Source organism: Enterobacter cloacae complex sp. 402C9 (genome assembly GCF_050030745.1).
GTDB classification, from domain to species: Bacteria; Pseudomonadota; Gammaproteobacteria; order Enterobacterales; family Enterobacteriaceae; genus Enterobacter; species Enterobacter intestinihominis.
This window is the reverse complement of the sequence record NZ_JBLGUW010000001.1, coordinates 1718519-1734051: the sequence shown is the minus strand read 5'-3', so window position 1 is coordinate 1734051 and position 15533 is coordinate 1718519. Positions and strand designations below refer to the sequence as shown.

Annotated in this window: 15 protein-coding genes; 11 read left to right on the top strand and 4 right to left on the bottom strand. The window is 59.2% G+C overall.

Features of this window, described 5'->3' with window-relative positions:
- Positions 1-406: 406 nt before the first annotated feature.
- Both putA and ACQG1K_RS08175 read left to right on the top strand, forming a co-directional pair.
- Positions 407-4369 carry a trifunctional transcriptional regulator/proline dehydrogenase/L-glutamate gamma-semialdehyde dehydrogenase gene (putA, locus tag ACQG1K_RS08180; RefSeq protein ID WP_063146134.1) on the top strand — a complete coding sequence of 1321 codons (3963 nt, stop codon included), beginning with the start codon at positions 407-409 and terminating at the stop codon, positions 4367-4369.
- A 100-nt stretch (positions 4370-4469) separates the two neighbouring features.
- Positions 4470-4862, top strand: coding sequence for a lysozyme inhibitor LprI family protein (locus tag ACQG1K_RS08175; RefSeq protein ID WP_063853802.1), 393 nt, complete (start codon positions 4470-4472; stop codon positions 4860-4862).
- A 435-nt stretch (positions 4863-5297) separates the two neighbouring features.
- On the opposite strand, the gene rutR is transcribed toward ACQG1K_RS08175, so the two are convergent.
- A complete protein-coding gene (gene rutR / locus ACQG1K_RS08170; RefSeq protein WP_155019002.1) occupies positions 5298-5936 on the bottom strand; it encodes an HTH-type transcriptional regulator RutR in 639 nt (212 codons plus the stop codon).
- Positions 5937-6181: 245 nt separating this feature from the next.
- Between rutR and rutA the strand changes: the two genes are divergently transcribed.
- The 7 genes from rutA to rutG are packed head-to-tail and all read left to right on the top strand — an operon-like array spanning position 6182 to position 11610.
- Entirely contained in the window at positions 6182-7273 is a 1092-nt protein-coding gene (gene rutA / locus ACQG1K_RS08165; RefSeq protein ID WP_023305836.1) for a pyrimidine utilization protein A, read from the top strand.
- Entirely contained in the window at positions 7273-7962 is a 690-nt protein-coding gene (rutB, locus tag ACQG1K_RS08160) for a pyrimidine utilization protein B (protein ID WP_069596428.1), read from the top strand. Before rutA ends, rutB begins: the two co-directional genes overlap by 1 nt.
- Positions 7963-7973: 11 nt before the next feature.
- Positions 7974-8360, top strand: coding sequence for a pyrimidine utilization protein C (gene rutC, locus ACQG1K_RS08155; protein WP_015570870.1), 387 nt, complete (start codon positions 7974-7976; stop codon positions 8358-8360).
- A 7-nt stretch (positions 8361-8367) separates the two neighbouring features.
- On the top strand, positions 8368-9168 hold the full coding sequence (gene rutD / locus ACQG1K_RS08150) for a pyrimidine utilization protein D (protein ID WP_367074757.1): 801 nt from the start codon (positions 8368-8370) through the stop codon (positions 9166-9168).
- Between the two features lie 9 nt (positions 9169-9177).
- Positions 9178-9768: a malonic semialdehyde reductase gene (locus ACQG1K_RS08145; protein ID WP_367074756.1), complete on the top strand. Its 591-nt coding sequence runs from the start codon at positions 9178-9180 to the stop codon at positions 9766-9768.
- A gap of 9 nt (positions 9769-9777) precedes the next feature.
- Positions 9778-10272 (top strand): NADH-dependent FMN reductase RutF, encoded by a 495-nt coding sequence (gene rutF, locus ACQG1K_RS08140; RefSeq protein ID WP_367074754.1) that lies wholly within the window; start codon positions 9778-9780, stop codon positions 10270-10272.
- A gap of 21 nt (positions 10273-10293) precedes the next feature.
- Positions 10294-11610, top strand: coding sequence for a pyrimidine utilization transport protein G (rutG, locus tag ACQG1K_RS08135; RefSeq protein WP_155025263.1), 1317 nt, complete (start codon positions 10294-10296; stop codon positions 11608-11610).
- A 102-nt stretch (positions 11611-11712) separates the two neighbouring features.
- On the opposite strand, the gene ACQG1K_RS08130 is transcribed toward rutG, so the two are convergent.
- On the bottom strand, positions 11713-12633 hold the full coding sequence (locus ACQG1K_RS08130) for a DMT family transporter (protein WP_228338819.1): 921 nt from the start codon (positions 12631-12633) through the stop codon (positions 11713-11715).
- Positions 12634-12749: 116 nt separating this feature from the next.
- A complete protein-coding gene (locus ACQG1K_RS08125) occupies positions 12750-12920 on the bottom strand; it encodes a general stress protein (protein WP_001273664.1) in 171 nt (56 codons plus the stop codon).
- Positions 12921-13311: 391 nt separating this feature from the next.
- On the opposite strand from ACQG1K_RS08125, the gene wrbA reads away from it, so the two are divergent.
- Positions 13312-13908 carry an NAD(P)H:quinone oxidoreductase gene (wrbA, locus tag ACQG1K_RS08120; protein WP_022647675.1) on the top strand — a complete coding sequence of 199 codons (597 nt, stop codon included), beginning with the start codon at positions 13312-13314 and terminating at the stop codon, positions 13906-13908.
- A gap of 18 nt (positions 13909-13926) precedes the next feature.
- Positions 13927-14154 carry a YccJ family protein gene (locus tag ACQG1K_RS08115; RefSeq protein ID WP_022647674.1) on the top strand — a complete coding sequence of 76 codons (228 nt, stop codon included), beginning with the start codon at positions 13927-13929 and terminating at the stop codon, positions 14152-14154.
- Between the two features lie 32 nt (positions 14155-14186).
- Here ACQG1K_RS08115 and agp read toward each other — a convergent pair whose 3' ends face one another.
- Entirely contained in the window at positions 14187-15428 is a 1242-nt protein-coding gene (agp, locus tag ACQG1K_RS08110; protein WP_367074750.1) for a bifunctional glucose-1-phosphatase/inositol phosphatase, read from the bottom strand.
- Between the last annotated feature and the right edge of the window lie 105 nt (positions 15429-15533).

Sequence of the window (15533 nt, the reverse complement as noted above, 5' to 3'; positions counted from 1 at the left end):
GTCGAGCGACAGCCGTCCGGGCTGCCTTGTTATGTCATCACCGGAACGTAGTGATGTGTGTATGTGTTTCCGTTGGGCGCGCTATCCTGCCGTATACGCATCCCACTGACAAACGATTTAACACTGCATTTACATGAATTTCATCCCTGGTTTTATACGTCTTTCCTATAGGTTGCACTCGCTCACGCTTTTACGGGTTGCACCTTTAAAAAGTGTTAAGCACCGCATAAAAACTGGGCTCAGAAACCGCCGCGCGTTCTTTTTCACAGCTAACTAATCGTTAACAATCCATTCATTTTCCAGCTTGCAGACCAGGTCACATTTAACACGGTTGCACAAAGTTGCAACATGGTGGATATTTCACGCTATCAACAGAACGCTATTACAGAACAACAGGAGTTTTGGCATGGGGATGACCACCATGGGGGTTAAGCTGGATGACGCTACCCGCGAACGGATTAAAACCGCTGCGACCCGTATCGACCGCACGCCGCACTGGTTAATCAAGCAGGCGATTTTTAACTATCTGGAAAGACTGGAGAGTGAAGAAGGTCTGCCGGAGCTGCCTGCCCTGCTGGCGGGCGCTGCGAACGAAGGCGAAGAGGCCGCGACGGCCGCTGATGAGAACCACCAGCCGTTCCTGGAATTTGCCGAGCAGATCCTGCCGCAGTCCGTCAGCCGCGCCGCCATTACCGGCGCCTATCGCCGTGCCGAAACCGACGCCGTGCCGATGCTGCTGGAGCAGGCGCGCCTGCCGGAAGCCGTTGCCGCTCAGGCGCACAGCCTGGCGTATCAGCTCGCCGACAAGCTGCGTAATCAGAAAACCGCCAGCGGACGCGCCGGTATGGTGCAGGGTCTGTTGCAGGAGTTCTCCCTCTCCTCGCAGGAAGGCGTGGCGCTGATGTGTCTGGCGGAAGCGCTGCTGCGTATTCCGGATAAAGCCACCCGCGATGCCCTTATCCGCGACAAAATCAGCAACGGCAACTGGCACTCCCACATTGGCCGCAGCCCGTCCCTGTTTGTGAACGCCGCCACCTGGGGCCTGCTGTTTACCGGCAAGCTGGTCTCCACCCATAACGAAGCCAACCTGTCGCGCTCCCTGAACCGTATTATCGGCAAGAGCGGCGAGCCGCTGATCCGCAAGGGCGTGGACATGGCGATGCGCCTGATGGGCGAGCAGTTCGTCACCGGGGAAACCATTGCCGAAGCGCTGGCGAACGCCCGCAAGCTGGAAGACAAAGGCTTCCGCTACTCCTACGACATGCTGGGTGAAGCGGCGCTGACCGCCGCCGACGCGCAGGCCTACATGGTCTCTTACCAGCAGGCGATCCACGCCATCGGTAAAGCGTCCAACGGTCGCGGTATTTATGAAGGGCCAGGCATCTCTATCAAGCTTTCCGCCCTGCACCCGCGCTACAGCCGCGCGCAGTACGACCGGGTGATGGAAGAACTCTACCCGCGCCTGAAGTCCCTGACCCTGCTGGCGCGCCAGTATGACATCGGCATCAACATCGACGCCGAAGAGGCGGATCGTCTGGAGATCTCCCTCGATCTGCTGGAAAAACTGTGCTTCGAGCCGGAGCTGGCGGGCTGGAACGGGATTGGTTTCGTTATCCAGGCCTACCAGAAACGCTGCCCGTTCGTCATTGACTACCTGATTGACCTGGCCAGCCGCAGCCGTCGCCGCCTGATGATCCGTCTGGTGAAGGGCGCCTACTGGGACAGCGAAATCAAACGCGCCCAGATGGAGGGTCTGGAAGGCTATCCGGTCTATACCCGCAAGGTCTACACCGACGTCTCTTACCTCGCCTGCGCGAAAAAACTGCTCGGCGTGCCGAACCTGATTTATCCGCAGTTCGCCACCCACAACGCCCACACCCTGGCGGCGATCTACAGCCTGGCGGGTCAGAACTACTATCCGGGCCAGTACGAGTTCCAGTGTCTGCACGGCATGGGTGAACCGCTGTACGAGCAGGTGACCGGTAAAGTGGCCGACGGCAAGCTGAACCGTCCGTGCCGTATTTATGCCCCGGTAGGTACCCACGAAACCCTGCTGGCCTACCTGGTGCGTCGTCTGCTGGAGAACGGGGCGAACACCTCCTTCGTTAACCGCATCGCCGATACCACCCTGCCGCTGGACGAACTGGTGGCCGATCCGGTACAGGCCGTAGAGAAGATGGCGGCGCAGGAAGGCCAGATTGGTCTGCCGCATCCGAAGATTGCCCTGCCGCGCGAGCTGTATGGTGCAGGCCGCGTCAACTCGGCGGGTCTGGATCTCGCCAACGAACACCGTCTGGCGTCGCTCTCTTCTGCCCTGCTTAACAGCGCATTGCAGAAGTGGCAGGCCAAACCGATCCTTGAGCAGTCCGTTGAAGACGGTGAAATGCAGCCGGTGATCAACCCGGCAGAGCCGAAGGATATCGTCGGCTACGTGCGCGAAGCCACAGAAGCGGAAGTGGATCAGGCTTTGGAGAGCGCGGTGAACAACGCGCCAATCTGGTTTGCCACCCCGCCGCAGGAGCGTGCCGCCATTCTGGAACGCGCGGCGGTGCTGATGGAAGATCAGATGCAGCAGCTTATCGGCATTCTGGTGCGTGAAGCGGGTAAAACCTTCAGCAACGCCATCGCCGAAGTGCGTGAGGCGGTCGACTTCCTGCACTACTACGCCGGTCAGGTGCGTGATGATTTCGACAACGAAACGCACCGTCCGCTCGGCCCGGTGGTCTGTATCAGCCCGTGGAACTTCCCGCTGGCAATCTTCACCGGCCAGATTGCCGCGGCCCTTGCCGCAGGCAACAGCGTGCTGGCAAAACCGGCAGAGCAGACTCCGCTGATTGCCGCTCAGGGCATTAACATTTTGCTGGAAGCGGGCGTACCGGCGGGCGTGGTGCAACTGTTGCCGGGGCGCGGTGAAACGGTGGGTGCCAAACTGACCTCCGATAACCGCGTGCGCGGCGTGATGTTTACCGGTTCGACCGAAGTAGCCTCCCTGCTGCAACGCAACATCGCCACCCGTCTGGATGCGCAGGGCCGTCCAACGCCGCTGATCGCTGAAACCGGCGGCATGAACGCCATGATCGTGGACTCCTCCGCGCTCACTGAGCAGGTCGTCGTTGACGTGCTGGCCTCTGCCTTCGACAGCGCGGGTCAACGCTGTTCCGCCCTGCGCGTGCTGTGCTTACAGGATGACGTGGCTGACCACACGCTGAAGATGCTGCGCGGTGCGATGGCGGAATGCCGCATGGGCAACCCGGGCCGTCTCACCACCGATATCGGGCCGGTGATCGACGCGGAAGCCAAAGCCAACATCGAAAACCACATTCAGACCATGCGTGCCAAAGGCCGTCCGGTGTTCCAGGCGGTGCGTGAGAACAGCGAAGATGCCCGCGAGTGGCAGACCGGCACCTTCGTGCCGCCAACGCTGATTGAGCTGGCAAGCTTCGACGAGCTGAAAAAAGAGGTCTTCGGCCCGGTACTGCACGTTGTGCGCTACAACCGTAACAACCTCAACGAGCTGATCGATCAGATCAACGCCTCGGGTTACGGCCTGACGCTCGGCGTGCATACCCGTATCGACGAAACCATTGCCCAGGTGACCGGCAATGCTAAAGTCGGCAACCTGTACGTCAACCGTAATATGGTCGGCGCAGTCGTGGGCGTGCAGCCGTTCGGCGGCGAAGGCCTCTCCGGCACCGGTCCGAAAGCGGGTGGCCCGCTCTACCTGTACCGTCTGCTGGCTAACCGTCCGGAGAACGCCCTGGGCGTGACCCTGGCGCGTCAGGACGCGGACTATCCGGTGGATGCGCAGGTGAAAGCCGTGCTGACCCAGCCACTGGACGCGCTGATTAAGTGGGCAGAAAACCGCCCTGAACTGCGTGCAATTGCGCAGCAGTACGGCGAGCTGGCGCAGGCCGGTACCCAGCGCCTGCTGCCGGGTCCAACCGGTGAGCGCAACACCTGGACGCTGATGCCGCGCGAGCGTGTGCTGTGCATGGCGGATGACGAGCAGGATGCGCTGGTGCAGCTGGCAGCCGCTACAGCAACGGGCTGTGAGGTGCTGTGGCCGGAAGATGCGCTGCATCGCGACCTCGCCAAACAGTTGCCAAAAGCGGTCTCGGCTCGCATTCGCTTTGCGAAGGCCGATGCCCTGCTGACCCAGCCGTTTGACGCGGTGATCTACCACGGTGATTCCGACCAGCTGCGCGAACTGTGTGAGCAGGTTGCGGCCCGCAGCGGTGCCATCGTTTCCGTGCAGGGCTTTGCGCGCGGGGAAACCAACCTGCTGCTGGAGCGCCTGTACGTTGAGCGCTCGCTCAGCGTCAACACCGCGGCGGCAGGCGGTAACGCCAGCCTGATGACCATCGGTTAATCGTGTAAACTCTCCCCGGTGACGCTAAGCTTACCGGGGCTACAAAATAGCCCAGGCCGGATAAGCACAGCGTATCCGGCTTTTTTACATGGAGGGGATGATGAAAAGAGTATTTCTCGCAGGTGCAGCCCTGCTCATGAGCGCCAGCGCGCTGGCCGACGAGTGCGATAACGCGACCACCCAGCTTGAACTGAACACCTGTAGCGCGCAGCAGTACCAGGCCGCCGATAAAAAGCTCAACGAGACCTATCAGGCCGCCATCAAACGTGCGGCTGCACCTCAGCGCGATCTGCTGAAAAAGGCGCAGCAGGCGTGGATCAGCCTGCGCGACGCGGACTGTGCGTTTATCGGTTCGGGTACGGAAGGCGGGAGCGTTCAGCCAATGATTGTGAACCAGTGTCTGGCGGAAAAAACCGTGGAGCGCGAAGCGTTTCTGGCCACGCTGATGCAGTGTGAAGAGGGCGACTTAAGCTGTCCCCTCCCGCCGGGCTGACGCGGCACTGAGCAATCCCCTCGCCCCTCCGGGGAGAGGGTTAGGGTGAGGGGAACATACGGCGGTGGCGGTCATTCCGTTCACTTTATGTTCCTTGCCACTCTGTAACGACATGACCGGTGAACGTGCCAGGGTGGCTCAGTCGCCACCACCCTGGCGACCCGGGCTCCCGGCGGTAAATCGCCGCTTCGCGGTGCCCTCGGCTTATTCCTTCCGGCTTATCGGGTACGGGCGGAGGCAACGTCCCTGTAAAGCCGCCCTCTCGGCGCATCCCTGCGCCTCGCCCCGGCCTGCAGGAAACGCCTCAGCGATTTACAGCCGGACCAGGGCATCGCTGACAGCCCTCAGTCATTTAGAAAGCAACTTTATTGCTTCTGCATAAAAAAATTACTGGGGATCCCTCAGCCCCGCGGGAGAGGGTTAGGGTGAGGGAAATTAGCGCACACGGATCCCTTCGATAATCATCCGCTGCACGTTTTCCAGGGTGCTCTGGAAAAACGCCTCGTCCTGGAGCGTTTTACCGGTTACCGCCTCGACCTGGGCCGCGAAGTCAGCGTAGTGCTGGGTTGAGGCCCAAATCATGAAAATCAGATGCTGCGGATCGACGGGCGCCAGTTTTCCGCTGGCGACCCATCCGGCAATAATGGCCGATTTTTCGTCCACCAGCTGCTTTAGATCTCCCGTCAGCTCCGCCTGCAACAGCGGCGCGCCCTGTAACATCTCCAGACAAAACAGCCTCGATGCCTGGGGATAATCACGCGATACCTCCAGCTTCAGGCGTATGTACTCCTCTATCGCCACCAGCGGGGCCAGCTCTTCGCGAAATGCTTTAAGCGGTGCGAGCCAGATATCCAGGATCTGCTGCATCACCGCCACATATAGCGCCTCTTTCGACGGGTAGTAGTAGAGCAGATTGGTCTTGGACACCCCGGCCTGCTCCGCCACCTGCTCAAGGCGCGTACCGTGAATACCAAACTGCGAAAATGTCTCCAGCGAAGCGCTGAGGATCGCCTGTTTCTTGGCGCTCACCGCCTGCGAACGTTTACCGGGTGTTTTCACTGCGCCTTGTGTCATTTTCGCTCTCCATTTTCTGTCCTGCGCTCAGCATAGCAAAACCCCCGTCTCGCCACGACCTTCTGCACCCTCAGCGCGCATGAGTGCCTGTTTTCTGTGCAATGATTTTGACCACTTAGTCCACATTTTCGCTGTTAAATTTAACAGCCACCAGTTAACACCCTAATAACAAAGTATTTTTCAAAACTGGCACTCCCTTTGCAAAAACGTCGTGACACCTGCGACGTAATGAAGAGAGGTTCGTGATGAAAATTGGCGTATTTGTACCGATCGGCAACAACGGCTGGCTTATCTCGACCACGGCCCCGCAATACATGCCGACCTTTGAGCTGAATAAAGCCATCGTGCAGAAAGCGGAGCATTACCACTTCGACTTTGCGCTCTCGATGATCAAGCTGCGCGGTTTCGGCGGTAAGACCGAATTCTGGGACCACAACCTGGAGTCCTTTACCCTGATGGCGGGCCTGGCGGCGGTAACCTCGCGCATCCAGATTTACGCCACCGCCGCCACCCTTACCCTTCCCCCGGCAATTGTGGCGCGGATGGCCTCCACCATCGACTCCATCTCCGGCGGGCGCTTTGGCGTTAACCTGGTCACCGGCTGGCAAAAGCCGGAGTACGAGCAGATGGGGATCTGGCCGGGGGACGATTACTTCTCCCGTCGCTACGACTACCTGACTGAATATGTGCAGGTGCTGCGCGATCTGTGGGGCACCGGCAAAAGCGATTTCAAAGGCGACTTCTTTACCATGAACGACTGCCGCGTCAGCCCCCAGCCGTCGGTGCCGATGAAGGTGATTTGCGCCGGGCAGAGCGACGCGGGGATGGAATTCTCCGCCAAATACGCCGACTTCAACTTCTGCTTCGGCAAAGGCGTTAACACCCCGGCCGCCTTCGCGCCCACCGCGGCACGCATGAAAGCGGCCGCCGACAAAATCGGGCGCGACGTGGGCTCCTACGTGCTGTTTATGGTGATTGCCGACGAAACCGACGACGCCGCGCGCGCCAAATGGGAACGATACAAGGACGGCGCCGACGAGGAAGCCCTGAGCTGGCTGACCGAGCAGAGCCAGAAGGATACCCGCTCCGGCGCGGACACCAACGTTCGCCAGATGGCCGACCCGACGTCTGCCGTCAATATCAACATGGGCACCCTGGTTGGCTCGTATGCCAGCGTCGCCAGAATGCTCGACGAAGTGGCTGCCGTGCCCGGCGCCGAAGGCGTGCTGCTGACCTTCGATGATTTTCTCACCGGCGTGGAAACCTTCGGCGAGCGTATTCAGCCGCTGATGCAGTGCCGCGCCCACATCCCTGCCGTGACGAAGGAGGTGGCGTAATGACGACCCTCAACGCTCGCCCGGAGGCCATCACCTTTGACGCGCAGCAGAGCGCGCTGATCGTGGTGGATATGCAAAACGCCTATGCCAGTAAAGGCGGGTATCTGGATCTGGCCGGGTTCGACGTCTCGGCCACGCAGCCGGTGATTGAGAATATCAAAACCGCCGTGAGCGCCGCGCGTGCTGCGGGCATGCTGATCGTCTGGTTCCAGAATGGCTGGGACGACCAGTACGTCGAAGCTGGCGGTCCCGGCTCACCCAACTTTCACAAATCCAACGCCCTGAAAACCATGCGCCAACGGCCTGAACTCCAGGGCACGCTGCTGACGAAAGGCGGCTGGGATTATCAGCTGGTGGATGAGCTGGTACCGGAAGCTGGCGATATCGTACTGCCGAAACCGCGCTACAGCGGCTTTTTCAATACCCCGCTCGACAGCCTGCTGCGCAGCCGGGGCATTCGTCATCTGGTCTTTACGGGCATTGCCACCAACGTCTGCGTGGAGTCCACCCTGCGCGACGGCTTCTTCCTCGAGTATTTTGGCGTGGTGCTGGAAGACGCTACCCATCAGGCCGGGCCGGATTTTGCCCAGAAAGCCGCCCTGTTCAATATCGAAACCTTTTTTGGCTGGGTCAGTAACGTCAATGATTTCTGCGACGCGCTGGATCCCCCGCTCGCCCGCATCGCCTGAGGAGAACCGCTATGCCGAAATCCGTGATTATTCCGCCGGGCACCAGCACCCCGATAGCCCCGTTTGTCCCCGGTACCCTCGCCGACGGCGTGGTGTATGTCTCAGGCACGCTGCCGTTTGATAAAGACAACAACGTGGTGTTTATCGATGACCCAAAGGCGCAAACCCGCCACGTGCTGGAGACGATCAAAACCGTGATCGAAACGGCGGGTGGCACGATGGAGGACGTGACCTTCAACAGCATCTTTATCACCGACTGGAAAAACTACGCCGCGATTAACGAGATCTACGCGGAGTTTTTCCCCGGCGATAAACCGGCGCGATTTTGCATCCAGTGCGGGCTGGTAAAGCCTGAAGCGCTGGTTGAAATTGCCACCGTTGCGCACATCGCGAAGTGAGGCCGCCATGAAACTGTCCATTTCCCCGCCCCCCTTTGCGGGCGCGCCCGCGGTGGTGCTGATTGCCGGGCTCGGCGGCAGCGGCAGCTACTGGCTGCCTCAGCTCGCCGTGCTGGGGCAGGAGTATCAGGTGGTGTGCTACGACCAGCGGGGCACGGGGAATAACCCGGATACCCTGCCGGAAGATTACACCCTCGCACACATGGCCGACGAGCTCGCACTGGCGTTAGCCGGGGCCGGGATCGCCCGTTACTGCGTGGTCGGCCACGCGCTGGGGGCGCTGGTCGGCCTGCGGCTGGCTATCGATAAGCCTGACGCCCTCACCGCGCTGGTTTGTGTCAACGGCTGGCTGACCCTCAATGCCCATACCCGACGCTGTTTTGACGTTCGCGAACGTCTGCTGCATGCGGGCGGGGCTCAGGCGTGGGTAGAGGCACAGCCGCTGTTTCTTTACCCGGCAGACTGGATGGCTGCCCGCGCTCCGCGGCTGGAGGCCGAGGAAGCGCTGGCGCTGGCCCATTTCCAGGGCAAAGCCAATCTGCTGCGCAGGCTGCATGCGCTGAAACAGGCCGATTTCAGCCGCCACGCTGCACGCGTTCGCTGCCCCGTGCAGATTATCTGTTCCACCGACGATCTGCTGGTGCCGTCCGTCTGCTCCGCGGAACTGCACGCCGCCCTCCCGCACGCCCGCAAAACGGTCATGCGCCAGGGCGGGCATGCCTGCAACGTGACCGAGCCGGACATCTTTAACACGCTGCTGCTGAACGGGCTTGCCAGCCTGCTGCACAGCCCTGAACCCGCTTTGTAAGGAGCCTGAATGAGCGAAGCCATCACGCCCGCCGCGCTGGAAACGCTGTTTACCGGCGCACGTACCCATAACGGCTGGCTGGATATACCGGTCAGTGACGAGACGCTGCGCGAGATTTATGACCTGATGAAATGGGGGCCGACGTCCGCCAACTGCTCCCCGGCGCGCATTGTCTTTGTGCGAAGCCCGGAAGGAAAAGAGAAGCTGCGCCCGGCGCTCTCCAGCGGCAACCTTGAGAAAACGCTCACCGCCCCGGTCACGGCAATTGTCGCCTGGGACAGCGAGTTTTATGAGCGCCTGCCTGTACTGTTCCCGCACGGCGATGCCAGAAGCTGGTTTACCTCCAGCCCCGCACTGGCGGAAGAGACCGCCTTTCGCAACAGTTCGATGCAGGCCGCGTACCTGATCTTCGCCTGCCGCGCGCTCGGGCTCGACACCAGGCCGATGTCCGGCTTTGACCGGGAAAAAGTGGACGCGGCCTTTTTCACGGGCACGCTGCTTAAAAGCAATCTGCTGATTAACATCGGTTATGGCGATATGAGCAAAGTCTATGGGCGCTTACCGCGTCTGACCTTCGAAGACGCCTGCGGGCTGGCGTAAGGAGCCATCATGACGACACCCGATCAACAAACCTTCCGTGATGCCATGGCCTGCGTCGGTGCGGCGGTCAATATCATCACCACCGACGGCCCTGCGGGAATGGCGGGCTATACCGCCAGCGCGGTATGCAGCGTGACCGATTCCCCGCCCACTCTGCTGGTTTGCCTCAACCGTGGCGCGTCCGTCTGGCCGATTTTCAGCGAGAACCGCACCTTGTGCGTTAACACGCTGAGTGCCGGACAGGAGCCATTATCCAACCTGTTTGGCGGTAAAACGCCGATGGCGGAACGCTTTGCCGCTGCCCGCTGGCAGACAGGCGACACGGGCTGTCCACGTCTGGAAAATGCCCTGGCCTCGTTCGACTGCCGCATCAGCCAGGTGGTTAGCGTCGGCACCCACGACATTCTGTTTTGCGACATCGTATCCATCGTTCGCCACCCGGCACCGCAAGGGCTGGTGTGGTTCGACCGCGGCTATCACGCACTTATGCGACCCGCCTGTTAATCCGCATTCAGGAGACAGAACATGTTCGGACTTCCCCACTGGCAGTTGAAATCGACCTCCACAGAAGCAGGCGTGGTCGCGCCGGATGAAAGGCTCCCGCTCGGGCAGACAATGGTGATGGGCGTGCAGCATGCGGTCGCGATGTTTGGTGCGACGGTGCTAATGCCCATGCTGATGGGGCTGGATCCTAACCTCGCCATTTTGATGTCGGGTATGGGTACCCTGCTGTTCTTTTTTGTCACCGGCGGGCGCGTGCCCAGCTATCTGGGCTCCAGCGCCGCCTTTGTGGGAGTCGTTATTGCAGCGACCGGGTTTAACGGTCAGGGCATTAACCCCAACCTGAGCGTGGCCCTCGGCGGCATTATCGCCTGTGGGCTGGTCTACACCCTGACCGGTCTGGTGGTGATGAAAGTCGGCACGCGCTGGATCGAGCGGATGATGCCCCCCGTCGTCACCGGGGCGGTGGTGATGGCGATAGGCCTGAACCTCGCGCCGATTGCGGTGAAGAGCGTATCCGGCTCGCCGTTTGAAAGCTGGATGGCGGTGATTACGGTGCTGTGCATCGGCGTGGTGGCGGTCTTTACGCGCGGGATGATCCAGCGGCTGCTGATCCTGGTCGGGCTGATTGCGGCCTGTCTGATCTACGCGCTGCTGGCGAACGTGTTTGGTCTCGGCAAGCCGGTTGATTTCACACTGATTCACCAGGCCGCCTGGTTCGGGATGCCGCACATGACCTCGCCCACCTTTAACGCTCAGGCGATGATGCTCATCGCGCCTGTCGCGGTGATCCTGGTGGCTGAAAACCTGGGCCACCTGAAAGCCGTAGCGGGAATGACCGGGCGCAATATGGATCCGTATATGGGGCGGGCGTTTGTGGGAGACGGTCTGGCGACCATGCTCTCCGGCTCGGTCGGCGGCAGCGGCGTGACGACCTACGCGGAAAATATCGGCGTGATGGCAGTGACCAAAGTCTACTCGACGCTGGTCTTCGTGGCGGCGGCGGTGATGGCGATGCTGCTCGGCTTTTCCCCAAAATTCGGCGCATTGATCCACACCATCCCGGCACCCGTGATTGGCGGCGCCTCGATTGTTGTATTTGGTCTGATTGCCGTCGCGGGGGCACGCATCTGGGTGCAGAATCATGTTGATCTGAGCCAGAACGGTAACCTGATCATGGTGGCGGTCACGCTGGTGCTGGGCGCAGGCGACTTCGCCCTGACGCTGGGCGGGTTTACGGTGGGCGGGATTGGTACGGCGACCTTCGGCGCGATCCTGCTCAACGCCCTGCTTAGCCGACGCAAAGGGGATGAAGCGCAAGCGGAAGCCATCACCCCCTGAACCTGAAATAGCCGGGTGACGCTACGCTTACCCGGCCTACATGCCAATTGTAGGCCCGTGCAAGCGAAGCGCCGCCGGGCAAAACGGACAGCGTGCGCGTTGTTAGCTATCTGCCCCTTGTTCAGTGCCGAACCCGGCAGTCGCCTTACGTCGTTTTTTTAACTTTAACTCGCTCACCAGCACCCCGGCGACAATAAATGCCGCGCCCACCAGCGCCAGCAGCGGCAGACGCTCCCCGGCGAGTCGCCCGAAAATACCCGCCCACACCGGTTCACCGGTATAGATGACCGTCGCCCGTGTCGGAGATACGCTGCGCTGCGCCCAGTTCATGGTGACCTGAATAATAGCGCTAAAAATGCCCAGCCCCAGCGCCACGACGATAAGCCCGGTAGACATCGGCGGGACGGACTCCCCTGCCGGCACCATTGTCGCGAACGCCACCAGCGACGCGGTGGCAAGCTGCACGACCGTCACCCGCTTGACGTCCACTTTTCCTGCCCAGGCGCTAATCAAAATAATTTCTGCCGCAATGGCAACGGCCCCCACCAGCGTGATGATCTCTCCCGGCCCCAGCGCCAGCAGATTATTTTCCGGCCCGGCTAATAAAATGAGGCCGATGAACGCCAGCACGATACCAATGCACGACATCAGGCCCGGTATTCTGCCCAGGCACAGCCACTGCAACAGCGGCACCAGCGGTACGTACATGGCGGTGATGAAGGCGGATTTACTGCTGGAGATAGACTGGAGCCCCCACGTTTGCAGGCTATAGCCCATGGCAATCGCCACGCCAATAGCGACACCCGCTTTAAGCTCTCTCAGGGTCAACCCGCGCAGGGTTTTCAGCGAAATAAGCGCCACGGCAACCGCCGCGGTTGCAAAACGCAGCCCTACAAAGAAAAACGGATCGCTCATCGTGACCGCGTACTGAACGGCAAGAAAGGTTCCGCCCCAGAACATGGTGATCAAAATCAGGATGGCTTCCTGAGGCTTAATGGAGAAAGTAAAACGGGAAACGGACATGGGACACCAGCACGAAGAATCAATCCTGTAGTGTGCGATGCCTTTGATTACAGTTCAATGTAGCAGACATAAAAAAACCGCCGGGAAACCCGGCGGCAGAGAGTTAACCCGGCGTACTACTTGTTGCTGCCGTGGCTATTTTTACCCCCTTTTTTGCCAGCCTCTGATGCGCGCTGAGGGTCGTTTTTAAAATTGCCCCCGCTAGACTGGCCACCTTTACGACCTGCTTCTGATGCTCTTTCACGGTCTTCAGCGAAATTACCTGAACCACCACGATGGTTTGCCATCTCTAACCTCCAGAGTGTGAAACATTAGACATCATATTGCATTCAGTAAAAGAGGATTCTTTCACCTCGCGGCTCAAGGACAGTACCTTTATCTGTGCCGCGTGAAACTAAGCTTAGTGTAATGCGGCTATCCGGCAAGCGAGAGGTAATATTCTGCAACATGATCTCAGCCTTTCGTATGAAATATTGAGGAGGTCATCCATAAGCCATTCTTATATTTTGAAAAATCAGCGCCGCTAAAGTTGTTTCATTTTGCTACAAAGCACATAACGAAAAGATATTGTTATATATCAAATAAATGCCGTTCATTTTTGCAGTCTGGCCGTGATGTCATATCTTTAAAGTAACGCAGCGATCCGCTGTAAGAAAAACCAACGAGGAGTGATGCAAAATGGCAAAAGTTCTGGTGCTCTATTATTCCATGTATGGACACATTGAAACCATGGCTCACGCAGTTGCAGAAGGCGCAAACAGAGTAGACGGCGTTGAGGTTGTGGTTAAACGCGTACCGGAAACCATGCAGGCGGAAGCCTTCGCCAAAGCCGGGGGAAAAACACAAAACGCCCAGGTCGCCACCCCGCAGGAGCTCGCGGACTATGATGCCATTATCTTCGGCACCCCGACCCGCTTCGGCAATATGTCCGGCCAGATGCGCACCTTCCTCGACCAGACGGGCGGGCTCTGGGCCTCCGGCGCGTTATACGGCAAGCTGGCCAGCGTGTTCAGCTCTACCGGCACAGGCGGCGGCCAGGAGCAGACGATCACCTCAACCTGGACTACCCTTGCACATCATGGGATGGTGATTGTGCCGATTGGCTACGGCGCGCAGGAACTGTTCGATGTTTCCCAGGTTCGTGGCGGGACACCGTATGGCGCGACAACCATTGCCGGTGGGGATGGTTCACGTCAGCCAAGCAATGAAGAACTTTCGATCGCCCGCTATCAGGGTGAATACGTCGCGGGTCTTGCCAAAAAACTGAACGGCTAACCCAACAGGAGGACAAGTATGCCAACTCAAGAATCCAAAGCTCACCACGTGGGCGAATGGGCAAGTTTACGCAATACCTCTCCGGAGATTGCAGAAGCCATCTTTGAAGTCGCCAGGTATGACGAAAAGCTGGCTGAGCAGATTTGGGAAGAAGGCAACGATGAAGTGCTGGTTCGCGCTTTCGAAAAAACCGACAAAGACTCGCTGTTCTGGGGCGAGCAAACCATCGAACGTAAAAACGTCTGAATGTTCCCCCCGCCCGCGCGGGGGGTTTTCTTCTATTTCGCCGCGTTGTTCATCACCGCATTGAATCTATCGATCGGACAGGAGCCGTTGCCATCTACCGGACAGCCCTTCAGCTCCAGCGTCACGCGCTGCGCAGGAGATTGCAGCGACAGCACGCTGGCATTACGCAACTGCTCAGAACTCTGGTAGACATACTCAATTTTCATCAGCTCCTGGTTAGTGTTTTTGTCATGCCAGCGCTGGAAGACAATTTTACCGCCAATCGGGGTTCGTTCCTGCTGGTCGTGCAGCTGATACGGCCTGAAATCCAGCGCGGTCAGCAGCGAGGCAATGTTGGAGTCGTGCCCCACCAGCAGGGTAATTTTTGGCGCTTTGGCCTGTTCGATCACCAGCGCTTTATCAATGTACTTCACCAACGGTTTAGCCACGTTCTGCGCCACGTCCGTCGAGGTAAACAGCGAGTCCTGGTAGCCGTTTTTCAGCTTCGACAGCACGCGCCACTGCTGATCGGTTTTGATTTCCCCCCATGCCACCTGGTCTGCCGGGAATCCTTCGTAATACTGTAGGGTGAACGCATCCACCAGCGAGTTACCCACTTTCAGCGGCCCGGAGACGCCCGGCTCTTTTTCATAATCGGCGCTGAACGTATCTTTCGCCTCCGTCAGGGAACAGACTTTTTTCTCCTTGCAGGACGGCGAGTCGCTATAGTTTGTCAGCAGCTCCAGCAGTTTGTAGCTTTCATCCAGCTGCATTTTCTGCCGTTCTGTCTCCATTGCTTTCAGCGCTTTCTCACGAAACTCAGGGGAATTATCGGTAATGACCGGATTGAAGGTGGGGTCCATGGTGCCCATTTTTTCCTGATGATGCACAGGCACATCGCACCCCGGGAACGCGCCGGTGATAAAGAACTGCGCGGTCGCCACGGTGCGCTGGAGGCTGTTGGCGTAGGCATAGACGGTATCCGCTTGCGGGCATTCACCCGTCTTCACCATCCCCTGCTCTGCCAGCCACTCGCGTATATAGTGACCCATATACACTTCCAGTACGCCCCCTTTGGTGGTGAGCTGTCCACCCGGGACGTCCCACTCCGGCCACTGCTTCGGCGTGGACTGCTCCAGCACGCTGCCGTTATTGGCGAGCGGCGCACGCAGGTTGTGGCGGCTCATGATGAGTACCTGTTCCAGCTGATAGCCGTCCGGTGTGTCCTGCGCCTGTGCGCCAAAGGTCACGGCAAGGGTACCTGCCACGGCAACTGCAAGTAGTGCTTTTCTCATCCCTAATTCCTCACACGTTTTTTTAATGTCGCATTGAGTGTGACAGATTCGTGACAGGTTTTTCGGGAAGCATTTCTCAAACTGATGAATACGTGACTCGCTGAT